21 protein-coding genes are annotated in these 25,396 nt (G+C 35.1%); 4 read left to right on the plus strand and 17 right to left on the minus strand.

From position 1 onward, the window contains the following. Window positions 1–50: 50 nt before the first annotated feature. A complete protein-coding gene (locus F5ESL0228_RS05130) occupies window positions 51–665 on the plus strand; it encodes a 1-acyl-sn-glycerol-3-phosphate acyltransferase (RefSeq protein ID WP_122018399.1) in 615 nt (204 codons plus the stop codon). A gap of 195 nt (window positions 666–860) precedes the next feature. Beyond that, the gene (locus F5ESL0228_RS05135; RefSeq protein WP_122023069.1) at window positions 861–2,039 is read left to right on the plus strand and encodes a cyclopropane-fatty-acyl-phospholipid synthase family protein; all 1,179 of its coding nucleotides are present in this window, start codon (window positions 861–863) and stop codon (window positions 2,037–2,039) included. Between the two features lie 510 nt (window positions 2,040–2,549). On the opposite strand, the gene F5ESL0228_RS05140 is transcribed toward F5ESL0228_RS05135, so the two are convergent. From F5ESL0228_RS05140 to F5ESL0228_RS05155, 4 genes are all read right to left on the minus strand, one after another. Further along, window positions 2,550–4,337 carry an ABC transporter ATP-binding protein gene (locus tag F5ESL0228_RS05140; RefSeq protein WP_122023213.1) on the minus strand — a complete coding sequence of 596 codons (1,788 nt, stop codon included), beginning with the start codon at window positions 4,335–4,337 and terminating at the stop codon, window positions 2,550–2,552. A 1-nt stretch (window position 4,338) separates the two neighbouring features. Further along, window positions 4,339–6,093 carry an ABC transporter ATP-binding protein gene (locus F5ESL0228_RS05145; protein ID WP_122018401.1) on the minus strand — a complete coding sequence of 585 codons (1,755 nt, stop codon included), beginning with the start codon at window positions 6,091–6,093 and terminating at the stop codon, window positions 4,339–4,341. Between the two features lie 72 nt (window positions 6,094–6,165). Continuing rightward, window positions 6,166–6,381: a YneF family protein gene (locus F5ESL0228_RS05150; protein WP_122018402.1), complete on the minus strand. Its 216-nt coding sequence runs from the start codon at window positions 6,379–6,381 to the stop codon at window positions 6,166–6,168. 69 nt (window positions 6,382–6,450) lie between these two features. Then, window positions 6,451–6,699, minus strand: coding sequence for a DUF896 domain-containing protein (locus tag F5ESL0228_RS05155; protein WP_122018403.1), 249 nt, complete (start codon window positions 6,697–6,699; stop codon window positions 6,451–6,453). Between the two features lie 137 nt (window positions 6,700–6,836). Here F5ESL0228_RS05155 and lexA point away from each other — a divergent pair, with 137 nt between their 5' ends. After that, complete coding sequence (lexA, locus tag F5ESL0228_RS05160; protein WP_122018404.1) at window positions 6,837–7,460, plus strand: transcriptional repressor LexA; 624 nt, start codon at window positions 6,837–6,839, stop codon at window positions 7,458–7,460. A 224-nt stretch (window positions 7,461–7,684) separates the two neighbouring features. Here lexA and F5ESL0228_RS05165 read toward each other — a convergent pair whose 3' ends face one another. The 7 genes from F5ESL0228_RS05165 to ylxM all read right to left on the minus strand — a co-directional run bounded on the left by F5ESL0228_RS05165 (window position 7,685) and on the right by ylxM (window position 12,429). Beyond that, window positions 7,685–8,449 (minus strand): nucleoside phosphorylase, encoded by a 765-nt coding sequence (locus F5ESL0228_RS05165; RefSeq protein WP_122023070.1) that lies wholly within the window; start codon window positions 8,447–8,449, stop codon window positions 7,685–7,687. A gap of 89 nt (window positions 8,450–8,538) precedes the next feature. Then, window positions 8,539–8,886 (minus strand): 50S ribosomal protein L19, encoded by a 348-nt coding sequence (rplS, locus tag F5ESL0228_RS05170; protein WP_122023071.1) that lies wholly within the window; start codon window positions 8,884–8,886, stop codon window positions 8,539–8,541. Window positions 8,887–8,998: 112 nt separating this feature from the next. Further along, window positions 8,999–9,724, minus strand: a complete 726-nt coding sequence (gene trmD, locus F5ESL0228_RS05175; protein WP_122023072.1) for a tRNA (guanosine(37)-N1)-methyltransferase TrmD — start codon at window positions 9,722–9,724, stop codon at window positions 8,999–9,001. Beyond that, the gene (rimM, locus tag F5ESL0228_RS05180) at window positions 9,714–10,229 is read right to left on the minus strand and encodes a ribosome maturation factor RimM (RefSeq protein WP_122023073.1); all 516 of its coding nucleotides are present in this window, start codon (window positions 10,227–10,229) and stop codon (window positions 9,714–9,716) included. The genes trmD and rimM overlap by 11 nt, the downstream gene beginning before the upstream one ends. A 66-nt stretch (window positions 10,230–10,295) precedes the next feature. After that, window positions 10,296–10,568, minus strand: coding sequence for a 30S ribosomal protein S16 (gene rpsP / locus F5ESL0228_RS05185; protein WP_122018409.1), 273 nt, complete (start codon window positions 10,566–10,568; stop codon window positions 10,296–10,298). A gap of 88 nt (window positions 10,569–10,656) precedes the next feature. Next, window positions 10,657–12,084, minus strand: coding sequence for a signal recognition particle protein (gene ffh, locus F5ESL0228_RS05190; protein ID WP_122023074.1), 1,428 nt, complete (start codon window positions 12,082–12,084; stop codon window positions 10,657–10,659). A gap of 3 nt (window positions 12,085–12,087) precedes the next feature. After that, entirely contained in the window at window positions 12,088–12,429 is a 342-nt protein-coding gene (gene ylxM, locus F5ESL0228_RS05195) for a YlxM family DNA-binding protein (protein ID WP_122023075.1), read from the minus strand. Between the two features lie 328 nt (window positions 12,430–12,757). Here ylxM and F5ESL0228_RS05200 point away from each other — a divergent pair, with 328 nt between their 5' ends. Then, complete coding sequence (locus F5ESL0228_RS05200) at window positions 12,758–14,185, plus strand: APC family permease (RefSeq protein WP_199713323.1); 1,428 nt, start codon at window positions 12,758–12,760, stop codon at window positions 14,183–14,185. 256 nt (window positions 14,186–14,441) lie between these two features. Here F5ESL0228_RS05200 and F5ESL0228_RS05205 read toward each other — a convergent pair whose 3' ends face one another. From F5ESL0228_RS05205 to F5ESL0228_RS05230, 6 genes are all read right to left on the minus strand, one after another. Then, window positions 14,442–15,866 (minus strand): C69 family dipeptidase, encoded by a 1,425-nt coding sequence (locus F5ESL0228_RS05205; protein WP_122023076.1) that lies wholly within the window; start codon window positions 15,864–15,866, stop codon window positions 14,442–14,444. A gap of 21 nt (window positions 15,867–15,887) precedes the next feature. Further along, a complete protein-coding gene (ftsY, locus tag F5ESL0228_RS05210; protein WP_122023077.1) occupies window positions 15,888–17,141 on the minus strand; it encodes a signal recognition particle-docking protein FtsY in 1,254 nt (417 codons plus the stop codon). A 2-nt stretch (window positions 17,142–17,143) separates the two neighbouring features. After that, complete coding sequence (gene smc / locus F5ESL0228_RS05215) at window positions 17,144–20,707, minus strand: chromosome segregation protein SMC (RefSeq protein ID WP_122023078.1); 3,564 nt, start codon at window positions 20,705–20,707, stop codon at window positions 17,144–17,146. 12 nt (window positions 20,708–20,719) lie between these two features. Continuing rightward, window positions 20,720–21,406 (minus strand): ribonuclease III, encoded by a 687-nt coding sequence (rnc, locus tag F5ESL0228_RS05220; protein ID WP_122018415.1) that lies wholly within the window; start codon window positions 21,404–21,406, stop codon window positions 20,720–20,722. 167 nt (window positions 21,407–21,573) lie between these two features. After that, window positions 21,574–23,346 (minus strand): oligopeptide ABC transporter substrate-binding protein, encoded by a 1,773-nt coding sequence (locus F5ESL0228_RS05225; protein ID WP_122023079.1) that lies wholly within the window; start codon window positions 23,344–23,346, stop codon window positions 21,574–21,576. 186 nt (window positions 23,347–23,532) lie between these two features. Then, a complete protein-coding gene (locus F5ESL0228_RS05230; RefSeq protein WP_122023080.1) occupies window positions 23,533–25,308 on the minus strand; it encodes an oligopeptide ABC transporter substrate-binding protein in 1,776 nt (591 codons plus the stop codon). Between the last annotated feature and the right edge of the window lie 88 nt (window positions 25,309–25,396).

Genomic DNA, 25,396 nt, shown 5'->3' on the forward strand with positions numbered 1-25,396 from the left:
ATCCTCTTCCTAAGCTTTGCTATAATATTTTACAACAAATGGAGGGAATTATGTTTTATCATTTTATTCGACCCGTTGCTCGCTTCATTGTGTGGCTAATTAATGGGCATTTACACGTTAATCATAAGGAACGCATTCCTGAAGGAAATTATATATTAGCTGCGCCGCATCGCACTTGGTGGGAACCCATCTTGTTTGCTCTTGCTGCCAGTCCAAAAGAATTTATGTTTATGAGTAAAATCGAGTTATTTAAAAATCCAATTTTACGTTTTATTCTAAAACATGCTCATGCTTTTGCTGTCGATCGCCAGCATCCCGGACCTTCTGCTTTAAAGACCCCAATTAAGGGACTTAAAAATGGCAATTATTCATTAATTATTTTTCCATCAGGAACTCGCCATTCCACAGAACTTAAAGGAGGAACGATTGCTATTGCCAAGCTTTCTGGCAAACCAATTGTCCCCGTAGTTTATCAAGGACCGCTTACATTTACTGATTTACTCAAACGTAAGCCTTTGGAAGTTTGCTTTGGAGAACCATTTCAAGTTGATCGAAAAGTGAAACTGACACATGAAAATGAAGAATTACTGGGCAAGCAGCTTCAAGAGGCATGGAATAAAATAGACTACGAACAAAATCCCAATTTTCATTATCAACCTAAATAAAAGTCGAGAAATTTTCTCGACTTTTATTTGTTCTCATTTAATATTTCAGAACGCATTATTATTGCAACTTTTGATTTTTTAATTAAATAAACACTAGCAAACTTATATATGGAATTGATGCAAGATTTTTCGAACATGTTTTATAAGTGTTAAAATGTTAATAATAATGATTATATAAATGGAGGTATTCGAAAATTGTTAGAAAAAACATTTTACAGGACAATGCTGAGCAAGTCCTTTCCGTTTCCAATAAAAGTCACTTATTGGGATGGTAAGAGCGAAATATACGGAAACGGTAGCCCGAATATCGAAATTGTTTTTAATGAAAAAATTCCGGTAACAGCCATTTCCCATAACGCATCGCTTGCACTAGGCGAAGCTTATATGGATAAAAAGATTGAAATCAAAGGCAGTCTACAAAAGTTAATTTGGGGAGCTTATGAGAGCGCCGATAGTTTTTTGCGCTCCTCAAAATTTCGCAAATTTTTACCCCAAGAAAGACATACCGAACAGCAAAGTGAAAAAGATGTTCAAAGTCATTATGATATTGGAAATGATTTCTATGAATTATGGTTAGATCCAACATTGACATATTCTTGCGCTTATTTTGAAGAAGATAATCATGATAATTTAGAAAAAGCACAACTTGCTAAGATTAATCATATTCTTGAAAAATTACATCCAGAAAAAGGTAAAACATTGCTTGATATCGGATGTGGCTGGGGAACTTTAATGTTAACCGCTACCCAAAAATACGGTCTAAAAGTTACTGGAGTGACCCTTAGTGAAGAACAATATAAGTTAGTCCAAAAAAAGATTTATGATCAAAATCTTCAAGATGTGGCTGAAGTTCAATTAAAAGATTACCGTGAACTTGGTAACCAACAATGGGACTATATTACATCAGTTGGAATGTTTGAACATGTTGGACAAGAAAACTTAGGCGAATATTTTCAAGATGTATCTAAATATCTTAAAAAAGACGGAATTGCTTTAATTCATGGAATTACTCGTCAGCAAGGCGGGGCTAAAAACGCTTGGATTAATAAATATATTTTCCCAGGTGGTTATGTTCCTGGATTAAGTGAAAATATTGAACATATTATCGCCAGTGGTTTACAAATTGATGACTTAGAAATGCTTAGACGTCATTACCAGCGAACATTAGAAATTTGGGACGCCAATTTTAATGATCAACGTGATGTAATCCAAAAGAAAATGGGTGAACGCTTTACTAGAATGTGGGATTTATACTTGCAAGCTTGTGCTGCTTCCTTTGAATCCGGCAATATTGATGTTGTACAGTATTTGATAACCAAGGGACCATCTGGTGAAAACCTGCCAATGACAAGAAATTATATGATTACTAAGTAATTAATTTTATCTTGTTTAGATAATTTAGACATAAAAATATAACCTCCGAGATTGTCTTAATTTCGTGGGTCACATCATTGTTTGTCTCTTTTTTCTTGGTGGCATTAGCTTAAATTTTAGTACAATTAATAAAAAGAATATGATTATACAACAAACACTCTACTTTAGGCTATTAAAACAGAAAAAAACACTGTTTGATTAACATTTTTGCTGACGTGAAAATTATTAATTGTGTAATAGGACATGGTCTGTTGGTCAGCCAAATACAGCATTGGCTGATTTTGGGTAAGCGTCGAGACAATCTTATGGCTATAGGGTAAAAAGCGAGATTTTAAATGTGTGATTGCCTGTGGTATAATTTTGATACATTGTTATTAGTCTACGAACACTTATGGTTTTATAATTAATAATATCAAGACCGAGAAAAAGCGTTGAACATGCAAGTTCAACGCTTTTTTGTTGATCAAGGAGAATAGTTTCTCCAGACTCTTATTTAATTATCTATCAAAATTACTTTTGATTTTGCAAAGTATAAAGATTGTAATAATAACCTTTTTGGGCAAGCAACTGCTGATGTGTGCCTCGTTCTACAATCTTTCCACTATCTAAAACAATTATTTGATCAGCATCAACAATTGTTGATAATCGATGCGCAATAGCCAAGGTGGTTCGACCCTGACGTAATCTTTTTAGACCATTTTGAATCAATGTTTCCGTTTCGGTATCGACATTTGCTGTTGCCTCATCCAAAACTAAAATCTTCGGATCAGTCACAAGAGTTCGGGCAAATGAGATCAACTGCCGTTGTCCCTGACTGAATTCATCTCCACCTTCGCCAACTTTTGCTTTATATTTACCAGGAAGTTTTTCAATAAATTCATCAGCCTGAACCGTTTTAGCCGCATCTTTAATTTGTTGATCCGAAATTGTTGCGTTATATAGTCTAATATTCGAATTTATATCACCATAAAACATAAACGGTTCTTGTAAAACAAGTCCAAGTTTTTGACGAAGTTCGGCTTTAGGATATTTTTTGATATCCACACCATCTATCAAAATTTCACCTTGATAAAATTCGTAAAAACGCATCATCACATTAATGATTGAGCTTTTCCCAGATCCTGTATGACCAACAATACCTAGGGTTTGCCCTGGATTTACTGTGAACGATATATCATGTAGTATTTCGTTTTTTCCATCATAAGAAAAACTTACATGCTTAAATTCGATCTTTCCTTTGGTAATAGTTAATCCAAGTTGCTCATCTTGCTGTGGTTCGTAATTAGTATCATCGAGAATACGAAAAATTCTTTTTCCGGCAACTATCCCATCTTGAAAGAAAGTCATTTGATCCATTAAATTTGATATAGGGTTAAATAATTGTGAAATATATTGTGAGAATGCATAAACTACTCCAGCTGGAACAAAAGTTTGTCGTAAAGGATAACCAAAATACATTAATGTCAAAGCCAATGCTAACGAATATAACAAACTTGTTAACGGTGACAATAGGATTGAATTTAACGTAATCATACTAAACCGGGTTTTCATTAATGCAAAGTTTTCATTTTCAAAGTATTGACCCATTCTCTTTTCCTGCTTAAATTGCTGAATTAGAGAAACTCCTTCAATTGACTCATTTAAGTTGGTATTAATTCGACTCAGATTTTCACGGTAGTTGCGATATAACTTTGAACTTTTTCTTGAATATAACCAGATTATTATTAACAGTATTGGTAAAAATGCTAGAACAATGCAGCCAGCAACAACATTGGTAGAAAACATTGCAACAAGGGCAGAAATAACCGAAAAAATTGAAATAACAACACTAGCTAATACTGTTAAAAAATTGCTTAGTGTCATCGTATCATTAGTCACACGTGAGACAATTGAACCAGCTGGAGTTTGATCAAAATAACGCATTCCCAATTGATGCAATTTTTGATAGAGCTTAACTCTTAGAAATTCTAATGATTTTTCTGAACCTAACGAAAAGAAATATTCATATGTAAATTGTAAACAGCCTTTTATAACTGAACCCAAGGCATATAATAAGCCACCAAATAAAATTATTTGAGTCGTGACATTTACTTTTACTAGAAAATTATCAAGAAAATACTGTAATCCATATGGCAAAAGCATGTTGATTACACTAACTAGAAAAGCACCAACACCTGCAATAATCATTTCATTTTTAAAATACAATACATAATGCAACAGCCTCTTTAAAATACTTAGTTGCTCCTTAACAGGTATTTCCTGAGACCATACTGATTGATTCGAATTTTGATTATCCACCTTATTCACCTACTTTCTCTTCTAGTTCCTGACGACTCCATGTATCTTTATACCAACCGTTTGCAGACACTAACTGATTATGAGTTCCTTGCTCGATAATTCTACCGTTCTTTAAAACTAAAATTAAATCGGCATTCATGACAGAAGTTAATCTATGTGTAGCAATCAACGTTGTTTTTCCTTGTCGTTCCTTATTCAATGCTTTTAAAATTGTCATTTCAGTTTTGGCATCAACCGCTGACAATGCATCATCTAGAATTAAAATCTGACTCTGCTTTAACAAGGCACGTGCAATTGACATCCGTTGTTTTTGGCCCCCAGAAAGTGAAACTCCATTTTCACCAATTAAAGTATTATAGCCTCCGGGCATTTGTAAAATATCATTATGTAAATCACTTTTTTTAGCTGCTGCAATAACATCTGCCTCATCTGCATTTACTTTGGAAAATGAAATATTGTTCTGAATACTTGTTGAAAATAGATAATTATTTTGAGGCACATATGATATTTCTCGCAGCAACACATTAAGGGGAATTTCACGAATATCATATCCATTAATTGTTATTTGTCCATCATAACGATCAAATTCACGCAAAAGTAATTCAATAATCGTCGACTTCCCAGAGCCAACTTTTCCTACTATACCCAATGTCTGACCTGGTTTTAAGTTGAATTTGATATTTTCTAAAACAGGAATTGTAGGTTCATCTGGATAAGCAAATGATTTAATTGAAAACCTTAAGTCTCCAGTCAAGTCTTCCGAAGTAATTGTTTGATCTGCTCCATCATCTGTGATGGCCGGCTTTTCTGCTAATAGTTTTTCAATTCTATCGTAGCTTGCACTACCACGTTCTAAAATATTAAACAAATAGCCAATCGCAAACATTGGCCAAACCATATTGCCAATATACGCAATAAAAGATACTAATTGTCCAATAGAAAGAGTGTGCTTAGCAACCATGATTCCACCATAAATAATGGTAATAGTATATGTCAAGCCAATTAGCAGTGTTCCTAACGGATCAAACATTGCATCCCATTTAAAAACTTTTTTGTTTATTTTGATCGTATCATTGACCATTTGTGTAAATGCTTCAGTATCCTGCTTTCCTTGACCAAAGGTCTTTAAAACTTTTATGCCAGAAACTGATTCTTGAGTTTTATTGTTTAACCTAGAAAAAGCAGCCTGTGATTTATCAAAAGAATCATGCAGTTGATCACCAAGTTTACGTGCGCCCCACGCTAAGAATGGCAAAGGGATTAAGGCAACAATTGTCAAACGCCAATTAACAAATATTATCATTGCCACCATTGTTGAAATTCCCATAATTAATGAATCAACTAGTGTCAAAACGCCTTCACCAGCGACTGATTGAACAGCTGAGACATCATTAGTTGCATGTGCCATTAAATCACCTGTTCTATGCCGTTGATAAAAGGTTCGATCCATTTCCATAAAGTGACGAAATAATTTTGAACGTAGTTTAAGTTCAAGCTTAGCGGCTCCACCCCATATTTGTTTACGCCAAAAATAACGAAAACCATATAATAATAATGCAGCAATAAGAATTGCAAAAATTAATACAGCATATTCTTGCCAACTAATGTACCCTTGATTTAATTGGTCTGCCATTAACCCTAAAATTCTTGGTGGAACTAAATTGACCACAGAAGTTAAAGCTAAAAATGCAACTCCAATTATATATCTCCTTTTTTCTTGTTTAAAAAACCATTTTAATTTAAAAAATATACCCATTTTTCACCTATCTTGCCTAAATAAAAAGACGAGAATAAATCCTCGTCTTTAATTTCAATCTAGTAAGACCTTTTATTTTTGATGCTTCATCATGTTCATCACTTGGTTAACCTTCTTTGCCGAAGGCTTTTGTCCCATTTGTGACATCATGGCAACAATCATATCTTCACTGATTGGTGGATTATCCTTAAAATATTTCTTCATATATGCTCTAGCACCATAAAAGCCTCCAACTAGACCTATTAAAAGTGCAATAACTATTAAAAAGATCGCTAATCCCAATTTCATAAAATAATCACCTCAATTTGTCCAATAGGTATATCTTACCTAAAAATCACATAAATTTAAAGGTCTAACTTAATCTTTTCTTAAACCTTTTTTACGTTGAACTGCTTTTGCTTTTTCAGATGTTAATTCGTTACCGTTTTTGTCAATTATGACTAAATTCTCAACATCTTGTTTAAATCCAGCCCGAAAATTCGCAATAAATTTCTTATGCAGTTCCCGACGCTCTCTTTCTTCCTCATCGGTTAGTCCGACAGATTTTTTCTTGTGGTACAATTCATTAATTCTATTTGTTAATTTTTTTTCATTATCTTTCGTCATGTTACACCTCTTGGTTTAAAAGTCTAACCTATTTTTACAAATAAAAAAAGGTTTAATAATTAGAACGTTTGTTTGTACTTGATAGTTATATCTGGTAAAATAACATTAAAATTAAGTCCGCTACATGGGAGAAATCTATGACTACCAAACAAAGCTCTAAACAATTACAAATACTTCAATACATATATGACACGGTTCAAAAACGTGGATTCCCACCGACTGTCCGTGAAATCTGCCATGAAGTTGATCTATCTTCAACTTCGACGGTTCATGGTCACTTAGCGCGCTTGCAGCGAAAAGGGTTACTAATTAAAGATGCAACCAAACCGCGTGCCCTTGAAATAACAGAAGCTGGAAAGAATGCGCTTGGTGTAAAGCCATCAGAAATTCCAATTGTAGGTGTTGTTACGGCAGGGCAACCGATTCTTGCCGTAGAAGATATTGAAGACTACTTTCCTCTACCTCCAGACTTAGCAAATGACGCGGGTGACCTGTTTATGCTTAGGGTACACGGCGAAAGCATGATCAATGCTGGCATATTAAACGGTGATAATGTAATTGTGCGTAAACAAAGTTCTGCTACTAACGGTGAAATTGTCGTTGCCATGACAGATGAAAACGAAGCAACTGTTAAACGTTTCTATAAAGAAAAGAACCATTACCGTCTTCAACCAGAGAACGATTCAATGTCACCAATTATTTTATCAAGTGTTCATATTCTTGGAAAAGTTATAGGCTTGTATCGCAACAGTATTATTTAAAGTAACCCAACTGATAATAGCTTTATAAAAACCGTAACTTCACTGTTACGGTTTTTTAATAGTCGACATTTTATATTTTTCCACATTAATTAAATATCATGAATTCACAAATTTTTGGAGCTTTTTGCATGCTTAACCTTGCTATAACAATATTTTTTCTTTGGATTGTGAAATTTTCTGCTGTTTCATATAGGTTTCACAACCATATTTTTCACAAAGTTTACTTAAACATCAGCAATTATTTTAGCCGCTAAAGTGAGAGCAGTTTCATGAGCATCCAGTCCCCAGCCCCTATCTTTGTGACATTCAATACTACTTAATGAATCTGCAGTAAATAAGATTTGAGCAAAATCAACTCGGCGAAATTGAGCACATGCAGCCATGGCTGCACACTCCATTTCAACACAAGCAGCACCAAGTTTTCTAAATTGTTGAACTTTTTGAGCCGTTTCTCTGAAAAAACCATCAGTTGTCCAGGTTAAAACTTTCTTAGCTTTTAAACCATTTTGTTTCATTAAAAATTCAATTCGGCTTAAATAAGCTGAGTTTAAGTCAACAAAGTTGCTGGCTTCCATATAATGAAATGAAGTACCTTCATCTCTAATTGCTTTAGTTGGTAATAAAAAATAACCTTCTGGAAGGTCAACCAATGTTCCAGCCGAACCAATCGTTAATATTTGCTTAACCCCATAACTAATTAGCCAATCAAGTAATTCCGTGGCAGCTGCAGCACCCAGTTTGGCTTGACAAAATGTGATTTTCTCTTGACCAATTTCAACTTCATAAATGGGGGTTTTACCTTCAAAGCAATCAAATTGTCCTATTAAACGATGCGGATATACTATTAAAAATTGTTTTATTGCGTCCTTTGTAATAAATGCAAATAACAATTTTCGGTGAAAGTGATAGTTCACTTTACTTCTTTCATGGTCTGGCTCTAGTACTGCGTTTCGATTTGCGTCAAAATCTAATAAAAATGGCTGTTGCACTTTAAAACCTCCTAGCTAAAATAAGATTACTGGTATTTTAGCATAAAAAAAGAACTATCCTTATCAAAAAGATAGTTCTTTTTATTTGATTAACGACGTCTCTCTGCGATTCTTGCAGACTTACCATGACGTTCACGCAAGTAGTAAAGCTTAGCACGACGTACACGACCGTGACGCAATACTTCAACCTTGGCTACACGTGGATCATTAACTGGGAAGGTACGTTCAACACCAACACCAGAAGCAATCTTACGTACAGTGTAAGCAGCAGCTATACCTGTACCCTTACGCTTGATTACAACGCCTTCAAACATCTGAATACGTTCATGAGTACCTTCAACAACACGGACGTGAACACGAATAGTGTCACCAGCGCGGAATTTAGGAATATCATCACGTAATTGGTCTTTAGTCAATTCTTGAATTAATGGATCCATTATTATTCTCCTTCTTCGGCATTCATAAACGCTATTACGCCAGCGGAACACCCCTAATTATTAATGCTTGTAATTCGCACCTGCATTATCTTAGCAAATTAACGGTTTAAAATCAAGTCCGGTCTTCTTCTTGTTTAATTTCCGCCAACATCTTTTTTTCTCGGTCAGTAAATTCGTAATTTTGCAATAAATCTGGTCTTTTCAAGTATGTGACCCGCAATGCTTCTTTTCGGCGCCATTCAGCAATTTTTTGGTGATTACCCGACACCAATACTTCAGGTACTTTCATTCCTTCAAATTCTTCCGGTCTAGTATATTGTGGGTATTCTAATAATCCTTGAGCAAAGCTTTCATCAACTGGTGACGCGGCATTTCCTAAAATGCCCGGTATTAATCTCACAGTAGCGTCTATCATACTCATCGTGGGTAATTCACCACCAGTTAAAACGTAATCACCAATTGAAACAACTTCATCAGCCATATCATAAACTCGTTGATCAAAGCCTTCATAATGTCCACAAATAAAGGTTAAATTTTCTTCATGCGACCAATTTTGAGCAACTTTTTGATTAAAAATTTTTCCTTGAGGTGCCGTGATGATCACTTTCCCTTTATTTTTTAAAGAAGCAAGTGCTTTTTTTATTGGCATAATCTGCAAAACCATCCCAGCACCACCACCATAAGGAGAATCATCAACATGATGGTGGACATCAGACGTAAAATCACGAAAATTGACTAAGTTTAATTGCCATTTATTATCCTCAAGACCGCGACCTAGCATTGAAGTTTGTAACGGCGTAAACATATCTGGGAAAAGAGTAAGCACATTAATCTTCATCGCGTAAACCCTCCAACAGTTCAACATAGACTTTTTTAGAGTCAATGTCGACTTTTTTAACAACTTCATCAATATATGGAATTAAATATTCATTACCTGAAGTTTCTGTAATTTCCCAAACATCATTAGCTCCAGGAGACTCTATTCCAGTAACTATACCTAAATTACTACCCGTTAAATTATCAACTACCTGACAACCAATAATATCTCGATAGTAGTAAACACCTTGTGGCAAATCATGTTGATCTTCCTTACTAACCACGAGAGTTTTACCTTTCAATTTTTCGGCAGCCTCAAGTGAACTTATTTCGGTAAATTGAACTAGCCAAAATTGTTTGAAAGGTCTACTACTTGCTACAGTTAAAACTTGCTCAAGTTGATTTTTTAAATATAATTGCTGTCCTTTAGCAAAACGCTGCTCCGGAAAGTCAGTAATCACATCAACCTTTAATTCTCCCTTTAATCCATGCGTCGTTAAAATACGGGCAACATCGTAAAATTGCATTTTTTCTCCTAACTCAAAAGAAAAAAGCTTGAAGCAGTTGGCTCCAAACTTTTAACTAACAAATCATTACTTGTTGAATTTTGAATCATGCAACTTCTTCATTAATCCAGCACCAGAAAGAAGTGAACGGACTGTGTCGGAAGGTTGAGCACCTTTCTTCAGCCATTCAAAAATCTTATCTTCATCAAGTTTCAATTCTTTTGGTTCAGAAACTGGATTGTAGTAGCCAACTTCTTCAATGAAACGACCATCACGTGGCATTCTTGAATCGGCAACAACGATTCTATAAAATGGTTTTCTTTTGGCACCCATACGGCGCATACGAATTTTTACTGACATAAGTTTAATATCCTCCTAAAAGTTACGAAATATAATATAGCACTTTTGTTTTTTGGTGTAAAGTGTTTTTGCTTAACAGAAGATTTTGTTATGAACGATAGCGTTTAACCTTCATACGTTTTTTCTTATTTTTCTTGAATTTTTTGCCCATATGACGCATTGCCATTCTACCCATTGGTGAATTCATTCCAGGAAGTTTATCCATTCCTTTAAAATTGCCCTTGGTAATTTTGCTCATCATATCACGGGCCTGCTTAAACTGCTTAATCATGCGATTAACTTCCACGATTGGTCGTCCAGAACCTGAGGCAATTCTTCTACGCCGACTCGGATTAAGCAAATCAGGATCCTCTCTCTCGGCTTGAGTCATTGATGAAATTATTGCTTTAACATAAACAATTTGCTTCTTATCAAAGTTCATATTCTTAAGCTGCGGATTATTAGCCATTCCTGGAATCATTTTAATTATTTGATCAAGGGGACCCATCTTCTCAACCTGTTCCAATTGGTCGACAAAATCATTAAAATCAAACGTATTTTCCTTCATCTTTTCGGCAACTGCTTCAGCTTTCTGAGCATCATAATCTTGCTGAGCTTTTTCAATTAAGGTTAATACATCGCCCATGCCTAAAATTCTTGAAGCCATTCGATCTGGATAAAATGGTTCTAAATCTTCTAATTTTTCCCCTTGTCCAGTAAAAATAATCGGCTTACCAGTTACCGCTCTAATTGACAAAGCTGCACCGCCACGTGTATCACCATCAAGCTTAGTTAAAATAACGCCAGTGATATCTAGGCGAGTATCAAAGCCTTTGGCAACATCTGTTGCAGCTTGTCCAGTCATTGCATCAACAACTAAAAGAATGTTGTCAGGTTGGGCAACCTTCTTGACTTCTTCCAGTTCTTTCATTAATGGTTCATCAATCTCTAAACGACCAGCAGTATCGATGATAACATAATCGTTTTTATTTTGATTGGCCAGCTCTAATCCATTTTGAACTATTTGAGCAACATTAGTTTGATCTTTTTCACTATAAACTGGGACTTGGAGATTATTACCAATTTGTTGCAACTGTTCAATAGCAGCTGGACGGTAAATATCACCGGCAATTAATAACGGTCGTGCTTTTTCTTGATTCATTAGGCGTTTTGCTAATTTGCCAACAGTAGTAGTTTTACCCGTACCCTGCAAACCAACCATCATAATGATTGTCGGAATATGCTTTGATTTAATCAGTTTAGTAGCACTTGACCCCATTATCTTAGTTAATTCATCATTAACGATCTTGATAACTTGTTGACCGGGGTTTAAACTTTCTTGTATTTCTTTACCTAAAGCCTCTTGCTTAATCGTTTTAATAAAGTCTTTAACGACCTTAAAATTAACATCCGCTTCTAATAATGCCAGCCTAATTTCACGACTAGCATTATTAATATCTTCTTCTGAAATTTTGCCTTTTCCAGTTAAATTCCGAAGTGCTTTTTGAATTCTCTCACTTAAATTTTCAAAAGCCATCGATTACTCTTCCCTCATTTTCTGTATTAGTTCATTTATCACTGTTAAAGCTTGGTCCTGCTTAGCTTTTTTAACTAATTCTATCAAAGTAAGCAGACCCTGCTCAATATCATGATAATCTTTTTGCATCTGCAATTTATCTTCATAATTTTGTAAAAGTTTGCGACACCGACGTAAATTGTCATAAACTGCTTGACGTGAAACTTGATGATTATCTGCAATTTCACTTAAAGAAAGATCATTGTAATAGTAGTCTTCAAAATAATTTTGTTGGTTTTTTGTCAAAAGCTTGCCATAATATGCATAAAGATCGCCTATAATTTCATTTTTTTCGAGTTCATCCATTACGCTCACCTTGAATTAGTATAGCAAAAAAGTGCCTACTTGACGATTTAGAACATTATTAATTAGTAAATCTACTTATAATAATAAAACTTGCTTTTCAGCTAAAATATCGGTATCATTACCACTGGTTATTTTACTTAGTAAACTTATTATGAAGCTAGTAAAAACAATCATAAAGCTAATGCAAATCAGTGGCGGTACTTGGGGGATTATAACTTTGGTACCGTTTTTTACTTTAGATAACCTGTCAGAACTTGCACAGTACCTACTGGATATGTTGCTTTACTTTCTACAAGTATAAAATTCAAAGTCGCAAGGAGAATATATATTGAATTTATGGAAAACGATGAATCGGAAAGAAGATCCCACTATTTACCAGCAAAAAGATGGTCAATTAAATCGAACTTTAAAGGTCCGGGATTTTTTAGCATTAGGAGTTGGAACGATTGTCTCAACATCCATTTTTACATTACCAGGAGAAGTTGCCGCCCTGCATACTGGTCCTGCTGTTGCAATTTCATGTATTATTGCATCAATTGTAGCAGGTTTAGTTGCTTTTGCTTATGCCGAAATGGCAGCTGCCATGCCCTTTGCAGGCTCAGTTTACTCATGGATTAATGTGATTTTTGGCGAATTTTGGGGTTGGATTTCCGGATGGGCGCTACTAGCAGAATACTTAATCGGTATGGCCTTTATCAGTTCCGGACTATCGGCTAATTTACGTGCACTGATTGCACCACTTGGTTGGAAATTACCCAATACTTTAGCAAATCCATTGGGTATTAATGGAGGTATTTTTGATTTAGTTGCTCTAATTGCAATTTTAATTGCAGCATTTCTGGTTAGTTTTGGTGTTTCCAAAGCATCAAAGGTTGAAAACATTTTAGTCATAATCAAAGTAATGGCAATTTTATTGTTCGTAATTGTTGGATTAACAGCTGTTAAAAAAGCCAATTTTTTACCATTTATCCCACAATATCGTGTTACTAGTCATGGGGCTTTTGGCGGCTGGCAAGGAATTTACGCCGGTGTATCAATGATTTACATTTCGTTTCTAGGATTTGATGCTATCGCATCTAATTCTGCCGAAGCTGTCAATCCCCAAAAAACAATGCCGCGCGGAATCATCGGTTCATTGCTAATTGCAGTTATCTTATTTGTCGCTGTAAGTCTTGTTTTGGTTGGAATGGTGCCATATCAGCAATACCTAAATTCAGCTGAACCAGTTGGTTATGCTTTAAGACAAACAGGTCATGGATCAATTGCAATTATTGTTCAATCAATTGCCGTTTTAGGAATGTTTACTGCCTTAATTGGATTATGTATGGCCAGTTCCCGTCTAGTTTATTCCTTTGGTCGTGACGGGATGCTACCACAAAAACTAGGTAACCTAAATAAAGACCACCGCCCAGAAAATTCTCTTTGGGCAGTTGCAATTGTTGCTATTATTATTTCAGCTTTTATTCCCTTCTCATTTCTAACTCAACTTGTTTCTGCAGGAACCTTAATTGCGTTCATGTTCGTTTCAATTGGGATTTATAAATTAAGACCTCGTGAAGGTCAGGATATTGCTGACCCAGCTTTTAAGATGCCACTATATCCCCTCTTACCTTGTTTAGCTTTTCTAGGTTCTTTCGCTGTTTTTTGGGGACTAGATAATCAGGCTAAAAAATATATGCTGTTTTGGACAATAGCGGGAATGTTAATTTATTTTCTATACGGAATTTATCATTCTAATATTACCGAAAGAAAATAACAAATTAACGATAGCGATTTTTATATAGTAAAAGTGTCAAGCTAATAACTAGCTTGACATTTTTTGGTACAAAAAAATTTAAGCAACGCTTTTATAAAATCCAATGATTCTGCTTACCGTGTTTGCAGTAACAAATTAAAGGCGTTTATATGCGACTAGCGAAAGTACAATGATAAATAAAAAGCACTAATCATCTAGATGCTTAGTGCTTAATAAATTATAAATATGTATTTTAACTAGCTTTCCAATTTATCCATTATAAGTTGGCATCCATATTAAATGTCAACTTGGACATCTTGATGGACTCAATCATCATTTGTCCCCATAGTTGCTCTGAACGCTTGCGCGTATATGCTACCGTTTCTTGGTTAGCCTTGGTTAAGTATTCCGTTAATTCAGCACCGGTTTTATTTCCAGCTTTAGCAATCACTTCACTAACTCTACTACGATAATATTGATTTAATTCTTTCAAATAATCTGTATCTAGCTGTACAAATTGTGGGTAGTGGCTTTCTACAAGCACCGCAAGTGACTTATAATACCACCATGCATCATTCATATTATAATCCATTGAAGTATTGCTATATGATGGATCAGTATCATTCATATTAGCAAAAAACGGCACAAATGGCGTAAAAGTAGGACCACCAATACACAACCACATAACTGCTGCTTTATCTTCTGGAACATCACTTCTAATTTGAAGAATATGAGCATTTTGTGTTCGATTTAAACCAATAGGACGAAAACGATGCTTTTCTTGTTCAGTTCCTTTACCAAAAGGATCATACGGTGTATTTTGATAGTGACTGCCCAATACAAATTCAATATCCTCACGAGTAATTTTCTTTGCTGCTCGCCGAATAAATGGCAGATCACCGTCAGTTGGATCCTGTTCAATTTCAGGATTGAAATATTTTTGACCATACCAAACACGGTTAGTGTTATAAAAACGATCCTGTTGACTATAAGTACCAAAAATATGACGGAAATTCCATCCTTTATGATCAACATTTAGATTGTTTTTAGAAACAAAGTCCTGAATTCCATCGCTCCACATAAAGTTGTCTGGATCATCAAAATCAACTTGCTCAATTGAAACCCGATTAGCTGCAACTGCATATGCATCATCAGGAATTCGTTGTGCAACCCAATGATGACCGGTAACAATTTCCATATACCAAATTTCATCTTTATCACTAAACAAAACAGAATTACCGGCTGGTGACCCATACTTCTTAATCAGCTTACCTAAATACTCAACACCATTTCTAGCTGAATGAATATATGGTAAAACCACCGTTTGCATACAGTCTTCATCCAAACCATCCTTTACTAGTGGGTCGTAAGCTAAGGCACGTTCATTACCATAAGTTGATTCGGTACATGACATAGCAACATTTTCTTGATTAATGCCGCTTTCATCGTAATATCCTCGATTTTTGTAATCAACATTCGGAACAGCTGGAACCGCCTGAGCATTTTCCGGTAAGTCCATTCTGAAATTATTAAGCCAAGATTTAATTTTACGGCCCTTTTCGCCTTTGACTGCTGGCTCAATGATAAACTTTTGTGGAGTAATTGGTCTAAAAGTATCATCATTTCGCGCAATCAATGTTGAACCATCAACTGATGCTTTTTTTCCAACTAAAATTGTTGTACATGCACTGTATTCTTTCATAAAAAATCTCCTTTATTCTTATTATATTAAATCATGAAAAAGACCAACAGCATAATTTGCAGCATCAAAGTCAGCCAAATCGCTAGCCTTTTCACCTAATCCAACTAGTTTAACTGGTAATTTCATCTCATTACGTATTGCTAAGACAACACCACCTTTAGAAGAACCATCCAGTTTAGTCAAAACTAAACCAGTTAACTTTGTGGATTTATCAAAATCTTTTGCTTGCAATAAAGCGTTTTGCCCAGTCGAACCATCCAAAACTAGTAAAGTTTCGGTTGGCTCATTTGGTGCCAGCTTTTTTATTGTACGCTCAATCTTTTCCAATTCGTTCATTAGATTTTTTTTATTCTGTAAACGGCCAGCTGTATCAACCAATAAATAATCAACATGTTCAGCTAGGGCTTTACTTGTTGCATCATAAACCACCGATGCGGGATCAGCCTGCTCTTTTCCTGTAACAACCGGAGCATTGACCCGTTTACCCCATTCTACAAGTTGCTCGACAGCACCGGCTCTAAAAGTATCTGCTGCCGCTAAAATAACCGATTTACCTTGATCCTTAAATCGTTTAGCTAATTTGCCAATTGTGGTTGTCTTACCCGCACCATTTACGCCAACAAAGAGATAGATAGTGGGCTGATCATTAGCATGAAAGCGCAATTTTTCGCTAGCTGCATCTCCATTTTGATCATATAAATCAACCAACTTTTCCACAATTACTTTTTTCAAATCATCACGTGACTTGGCATTTTGTAACTTAGCTTCATCTCTAAGTTCATCTGTTAAAGTTTCAGCTGTTTCATAGCCAACATCAGATTCAATCAGTAATTCTTCTAAATCATCAAAAAAATCCTCATCAACAGTTCTAAACTTAGCAAAAAATTGATTCAGTCGTGAACCAAAACCCTTATTAGTTTTCTCTAATCCTTTTTCGTACAACTCTGCACTAGCTGTTTCTTGAACTTGAGAATTATTTTTATCTGATTTTTTTTCGTCGACAATTGTTTCTTGAGATGTATTATTTGCTGTTGTCTTTTCAGAAAACTTATTGTCACCATTTGGTTGGTGATCTTGCAGTGAAGACGATTCTTTATCTGTTTCAGTTTGTTTTAAAAGGAGATTTTTCCCACTTTTTTCATCGCTTGATACAGTTTTTACATCTTGGTCAATTTCCTCGGTATTTTCTTTTTGGTCTGTTGCCGTCTTTTTAATAGCTGTTTCGTCATCATTGTTACCGAATAAAGACTTTTTTATTTTATCAAATAAACCCAATTTTAATTTACCTCATTTTTTATTTCTCTTAACGACACTGACAATACTTGTGAAACCCCAGATTCTTGCATCACAACACCATAAAGCTGATCTGCTTGTTCCATTGTACCTCTTCGGTGTGTAATGACAATAAATTGTGTGTGCAAGTCATATTTCTCCAAAAATTGAGCAAAACGTGTCACATTAGCATCATCAAGTGCTGCTTCAACTTCATCAAGCACACAAAATGGAACAGGTTTAACCTTAAGCATTGCAAACAATAAAGTAATTGCCGTTAAAGCTCGTTCTCCACCTGACAATAGGCTAAGACTTTGTTGTTTTTTACCTGGAGGTTGAGCAATAATTTCTATTCCCGTATTAAGTAAATCATCTGGAGCAGTTAAAACAAGTTTGGCTTTTCCTCCACCAAAAACAATTGGAAATAGTTCCATAAAGTTTTTAGCAACTTCACTAAAAGTTTTATTAAATCTGACACAAACCTCTTGATCCAATTCAGCCATTGATTTTCGTAAATTGTCACGTCCGCTCAATAAATCATTTTGTTGATTATTTAGAAAATCAAATCTTTTCTTTACATCTTCATATTCTGCAATAGATTTCAGATTTACCGGACCAATATCTTCAAGCGACATTTGATGCAGTTTAACACTCTTTTGTAGCTTCATCCTGGTTTGTTCATCATTTTCTAAATCAGACTGCGCAAGTGCTGCCTCATAAGTTAAAGAGTAATTCTTGCGTAATTGTTCAAGTCTTTGATCTATTTTACTATTTAATTGTGCTATTTTAACTGAAAAATTTTCTTGCTCATTTGCAGCATTTTTGCGTAAATCATAATTACGACTTGCAACTTGATCAAGCTGACTAATTTTAGCATCAAATTGTCCCAGTTGGGCACTGAGCTTGGTCACTTGTTGTTGCAGTTTTACTTGTTTAATAGTATCCTCTTTAGTTTGTGCTTCTAAGATTTGCTTTTTCTGCTGATCAAGATCACGATTATGGCTAATAGCCTCTAACTTATTAGTCAAATTCTTAATTTGAGTTTGTAGTTGCGTTAAGTGCTGCTGCTTTTCAACTTGCTGCTTAGCAATATTTTCTAGCTTATTTGTGTAAACAGCAATCTTGGGATCAAGCTCTGCTAATTGATCTTGTATATGTTGATTAAGAGATGTAAAGTTTTTGATTTTTTCTTGTAGAGAATCAATTTTTATTTTTTGTTGTTCAATTTGTTCAACAAAAGTTTCTTTTTTCTTTTTCGTAATGTGGATTTTTTCTTGAAGCTCTTTTAATTGTTGTTGATGCTGTTTTTGAGTTATTTTAAACAACTTATTTGCTTTCTCTAATCTTTTAACCTCTTTTTTCTGGTTTCGATACGATAACTCAACTTCAGCTAATTCTTGTTTATAATTTTGGTATTTTTCTTGAACTTCAGTAATTTCTCGACTTAGCTTTTGGTCAACAGAAGCCAACTCTTTATAGCTAACTTGATCTTTTTTTAACTGTCTTTCCAGTTTACTAAGCGTTGCTTTTAATTGATTGAGCTCAGCAACAGTCTGCAAAGGAGAATTATTTTTTTGATTACGTGCGCCACCTGTCATTGAGCCACCAGGAGAAACCAAATCTCCGTCAAGTGTTACAATTCGATAGCGAGCAATTCGTTGATGCATTTTTAATGCGTTATCAATGGTATCAACGATAATTGTACTGCCAAGCAAATAATTAATTGCAGGCCTAATATCTTGTACAACAGTGGTTTTAACTAATTCACTAGCTACTCCCTGGTAACCTGTATAAGAATCAAGGATTTTTTTGGTCGAAGTTGGGATTGTATATTCATTCAACCCATCAAGTGGCAAAAAAGTTGCCCGACCAGCATGGTTACTCTTTAAACGATTTATTGCATCGCGTGCACTTAATTTAGAACTAGTAACTAAATCTTGAACACCACCACCAAGCGCTGTTGTCATTGCAGCTTCCAATTCGATTGGAAATGAAATAAGTTCACCTACAACTCCAATCACTCCTGGATAATTATCTAAGTTATTTAAAACAGTTTTTACACCATAATAATATCCTTCATGCCGTTTACGAATATTTTCAAGTGCTTCAAAACGTGCCTTTATTTCCCGGTAGCGCTGGCTGTTGTCTGCTAATATTTGCTGAACATTAGATAACTTACTTTGATTATCATTTTTTTGATTAATTAATTTCGTTAGCGTAACTTGTTCATTTTGGGATTTTTGCCTTAAAATCTTGCCCTGTTCACCCAATCGTTTCAATTCCACTGAGCCATGGTCTAACTGCATTGTTACGTCATTATTTTGATTAGAATGATCATCGACAGTTCTTTTTAATTCTGAATTTAAATAGACGATCTCATTATTATTTGATGTTTGGTCCTGTAATAATTGGATATATTCTGCTCGCAAATCATCCAAATTTTGATTTAATTGGTCAGGATTTGCATCAAGTTGCACAGTCAACTTTTCTCTTTGACCTTTTAACTGCTGCTTCTCCGCCTTTAACTTTTGCTCTTTAAAAGTGAGTTCAGCACATTCATGTTCTAATTCTTTTACCTGACCATTTAAGTCTGTTAATTCTGTTTGATATTCGTTTTTAGTCGCTTCATTGTATTGTTTACTTTGCTCAGCTACCTGTAAATCAGTATTAATTTCTGAAAGTTTCTTTGTCAAAGCTAGTAAATCCTGCTGAATTTGTTCGCGTTGCGTACTGATTTTTTTATATTCTGCTCTTTTAGAAGCAACGGCATTTTGTGATTCCTTCACTTCGCGATCAAGCTTTGACAAAAGAACTTGATTTTGCTCTGCCTTTTCTTGGACTGCTTTTTTTTGCCCATCAATTGTTTCAATTTCAAATGCTAGCAAAGTTTTTAAATCCTGATCAAGCCCATTTTTCTGAAATTGATACTCTTTAGCCAATGAGCTTTGTTCATGCAGTGGTTCAAGACGCTGCTGCAACTCTTTAACCAAATCATTAATACGAACCAAATTATCAGTAGTCTGTTCAAGTTGGGCATTTGCCTCTTCCTTTTGCTTTTTAAACGAAAGAACTCCTGCAGCTTCTTCAAACAGACTACGACGCTCTTCAGGACGAGAATTCAAAATTTGATCAACACGTCCTTGCGAGATAATAGACAAGCTATTTTGTGAAATTCCCGAATCAAGAAATAATGATTTAACATCGCGCTGACGAACGCTTTGCTTATTAATAAGATATTCGTTTTCACCTGAGCGTAATATACGTCGCGTAATAGTAACCATTTCTGCATCTAAATTCAATTCATGATTATGGTTATCAAAGATCATTGACACTTCGGCATGATTTGTTGGTTGCCTAAATTCACTACCAGCAAAAATTACGTCTTTCATGTTAGACCCACGTAACGATTTCGCACTGGCTTCTCCCATTACCCAGCGAATAGCTTCAGTAATATTACTTTTACCACTACCATTGGGTCCAACAATACCAGTAATTCCGTTATTAAATTCAATTTTTGTTTTATCTGCAAATGATTTAAAACCATCAATAATTAGTTCAGTTAATGGCACAAACTTATCCTCCTAATTAAGTTTTGTCAAAGCTACTTTGGCCGCTTCTTGTTCAGCAGCTTTTTTATTGTGCCCCTTACCTTGTGACAAAACCTTACCGTCGACAACTAGTTGAACTGTAAACCTTAACGGCGTTTGTTCCTCTTTTAAAACCGTATATTCAATCTTTACAGGACCGTCTTTTTGTAATAGCTCTTGTAAGTCAGTTTTATAATCTCTGGACGCATCAAATTTACCAGCATCAATGATCGGATAAACAGTTAAGCTTAAAAAGTGTTCTACTGCATCCATGCCTTGATCAAGAAAAAGCGCACCATTAAAAGCTTCAAAAACATCTTCTAACAGTGTTTTGCGTGAACGCGCACCCGCTTTTTCTTCACCATGACCCAGATTTATTTCTGCTGGAAAACCAAATTTTTGTGAAAACTCAGCAAAACCTTCCGTATCAACAATATTGGAGCGCATTCGCGTCAATTCACCTTCATTTAATTCGGTAAAGTTGCAATATAAATAATTGGAAATTGCCAATTCAAGCACTGCATCTCCCAAAAATTCCAACTTTTCATAGTTCCTAATTCCACTTTCAGGATGCTCATTAGCATATGAGGAGTGAGTGAATGCCTCTTCTAGTAATTTTAAATTATTGAATTTAATGTGATATTTTGTTTCTAATTGATTAATAAATTTTGAACTAACCATTTTATCAGTTCCTTTCTTTCTCTAAAATTATACCAGTTTTTATGAGCAAAACTGAAAAAAGAAAACTATTGCATAATAAACTGCAATAGTTTTTCTAAAAATTATTTTATGATTTTATTTATTAAATAGGTAAATCAAAATTTCTATCTGGAAATCTGGTCAACAAATTATTTAGCATACGCTACGTTATACCATAACGGATGGTCATTATTTCTTTGTGACGGTTTTAATGAAAACCCAGTTAATTTGCTGTTAACCGCCCTTATGCTATATGAATTAATAGCTGGGATTACATAAGCCTCATCATTCATATACTTCTGCCATTCATGGAATTTTTGAACCCGGTAATTATGATCAAAGGCCTTCTGTGAATCCATTTCATCAATTAACTTATTATTTTCTGGGGTCACAAACCGTGAATAATTGGACATTGTCCCTTCACTATACATTTGAGTTTGGGAAGGTTCATCTGACAAACTCCAGGCTGCTAAAAACATGTCTACGCCCGGAGCGTCATGTTGCACTTTATCATAGAAAGAATTAAATTCGGTTAAACGTCCGCCAACAAGCTTGACATTTAAACCAATCTTATTCCATTGCTGAATGAAGTTTTGGATAATCGGTTCCTGAATGCTACTTCCAGACATAGCCATAAAATTAATAGTTAATGGTTTACCATTCGGAGTAGTGCGCCATTTACCTTTCTTCTTATAGCCAGCCTTATCTAAAATTTCATTGGCTTTCTTTAAGTTATACGTATAACCTTTATTACTCTTATCAAAGTAATCACCAAACTGCGCCGGAATCAAAGTAGGAATTTGGAAACTTAAGCCATCAGTATAATGTTTATAGACAGCATCTGTATTCATTGCATAAGCTATGGCTTGGCGCAAATTCTTATCACCCATCTTGGCATGTGGATCCATTACGTTCTTAGACTTATTTGCATCCCATTTACCAACCTTAAAAGCTAAATAACTATAGCTTAAGGGAATGTTAGCTACAAAGGTAACATCTTTGGTGTCCTTAACCTGCTTCCACTGACTATTAATTACTCCAGCAATATCAAATTTATGACTCTTAATTGCCTGTGAAGCTGAATTTGGTGAAACTACTTGATAAACAATCTTATCTAGTTTCGGTTTGCCACGCCAGTAATATTTATTTGGCACCCAAGTTACCGATTGCCCCCGCACAAGTTTTTGCAATTGATACGGGCCAAAGAAAAGCGGTTTCTTTCTGATTTGATCAGAAGATTCTAATTTAGCAAACGGAATATTCTTTAAATAGTGATAGGGGGCCGCATTTTCCCAAATATAACCGTTACCAATATTGGTCATACCAGGCTTTAGTTCTTTGCAATGGATAACTACCACACGACCATTTTCACCGTCAGGCATTTCAATCCCAGAAATGGTTTTGGCTTTGCCTTCATGGTATTCAGCCATACCGTTAATAATGTTAAACTGATCTGCATAACGCTGTGATTTGGTAGCCTTATTGGCAATAATTTCATAGGCATATTCAATGTCCTTAGCCGTTACCTGCTTGCCATCGGACCATTTAACCCCCTTTTTCACGGTAATAGTAACGGTTTTAGCCTTACGGTCAAGTTTTAAAGTAGCCGCGCCTTTATCATTAATTTTATAATGATCATCGGTATCAAACAGTGATTCTTGTCCCGGACTCGTGACATCGGCATCTATTTGACTCATTTGCAATTCTTCATTGAAAATTCCAGTAAATGGAGTATCGGTTTCTTCAGCAACTTTTATAGTTCCACCCTGTTTAGCGGGTTTGACGGCTGTCTTTATCGGAAATTTGCTGGCAGTTTTAGCGCCCTCATTACCGCCAGCATTATTACTTTTGCCACAGGCAACTAAAGTTAATGCCGCAGCAGTTACAACTCCAATTGAGCCAATTAATTTATTTTTCTTCATAAATGGATTTCTCCTTCTTTATAATGTTTATAGCTGTTTTGGAATAAGTTAATAATTAAATATTATCACTAAAATTTAATTTTGCAACATAATTTGTTAAATTTGTATTATCATCTTTTAATTTATGCTTTTTTGCTTATAAAAAAATCCCGAGCTTACTCGAGATTTTCTGATTATTAATACTACTTATTTAGCGAACCCAACTTCGCCCCATAACTGGTGACCATTTGAATTATCTGATGGCTTTGTCGAATAACCAGTCAGCTTCTTATTAACTGCTGTAACCTTATATGAATTATCCGTAGGAATAACATAAGCTTCCTCATTCATATACTTTTGCCATTCATGGAATTTTTGTAGTCGGTATGAATGGTCGAAAGATTTTGGTGAATCGATTTCATTTAAAAGCCGAGTGTTTTCCGAGGTTACAAATCTAGTATAGTTCATTGGTGCGCCTTCACCATAAAGAGAGGCCGGTGATGGTTCACTGGCTAAGCTCCAACCAGCTAAAAAGACATCTACTGCTGGATCATCATTTTGAATTTTATCTAAAAATGAATTGTATTCTGTTAAACGCCCACCAACTAATTTAACGTTTAAGCCAATCTTATTCCATTGTTGGATGTAATTTTGAATAGTTGGTTCTTGAACTGAACTACCAGTTTTTGCCATAAAATTAATTGTTAACGGTTTACCATTAGGTTGAACGCGCCATTTGCCTTTTTTCTTGTAGCCAGCTTTATCTAAAAGTTCATTAGCTTTCTTGAGATTATAATCATAGCCCTTAGCAGTTTTATCATAGTAATCACCAAACTGAGCGGGTATTAAAGTTGGTATCTTAAAACTTAACCCCGAAGTATAACGCTTATCAACTGCATCAACATTCATTGCGTAGCCCATTGCCTGCCGCAATGCCTTATTATTCATCTTTGACTTTGAATCCATCACATTCTTGCCTTGTTTGGCATCCCATTTACCAACTTTAAAGCCAAGATAATTATAAGATAATGGAATTTGAGCTATAAAGTTGACTCCACTGGTATTTTTAACTTGATCCCATTGATCATTAACTACTTCTGCTATATCAAATTTATGACTCTTAATCGCCTGTGAAGTCGAATTTGGTGAAATTACTTGCGCAGTAATCTTGTCTAATTTAGGTCTACCACGCCAGTAATATTTGTTGGGAACCCAAGTTACAGATTGACCACGCACAATACTTTTGACTTTAAACGGACCAAAGAAGATTGGTTTCTTTCGAATTTGATCGGAGGATTGTAATTTTTCAAATGGTACATCCTTTAAATAATGATATGGGGATGCATACTCCCAAAAATAACCATTACCACTGTATAACATCCCTGGCTTCATTTCTTTAAAATGCAAAATAACCGTGCGGCCATTTTCACCATCTGGTAATTCAATCCCAGAGATGGTTTTAGCTTTACCCTCATGGTATTCTTTCATACCAACAATTTCCTCAAGCTGACTACTATAGCGCTGGGCCTTTGTCTTTTTATTAGCCAAAATTTCATATGGATATTCGATATCTTTAGCAGTTACTTGTTTACCATCGGACCACTTAACGCCGTTTTTAACTGTAATCGTAATCGTTTTTGCTTTTTGATCAAGCTTCATAGTAGCTGGGCCTTTATCGGTTATCTTGTAATTATCGTCGGTATCAAATAATTCTTCTTCACCGGGTGCAGCGACATTACTATCAATAGTAGTCGTAGATAGTTCATCCGAAAAAATACCAGTAAACGGCGTATCAGTTTTTACCGCATATTTTATTGCTCCTCCCTGTTTAGCTTTTTTAACAGGGACAGCTTGTGGAAATTTACTTGCCGTTTTCGCATTCTCGTTATTTGCCGAATTGCTACCACTTTTACCGCAGGCAACCAAAGTTAATGCCGCAGCTGTTACAATTCCTACAGAACGAAGAATCTTAGTTTTTTTCATATATAAAAATACTCCAATCTATTTAATGAGTAATCATTATTAAGTTTTCGGAATAAGCTAATAATTATATTCTAGCATAGAAAAAAAT

The organism is Lactobacillus sp. ESL0228 (assembly GCF_003692825.1).
Lineage (GTDB): Bacteria > Bacillota > Bacilli > Lactobacillales > Lactobacillaceae > Lactobacillus.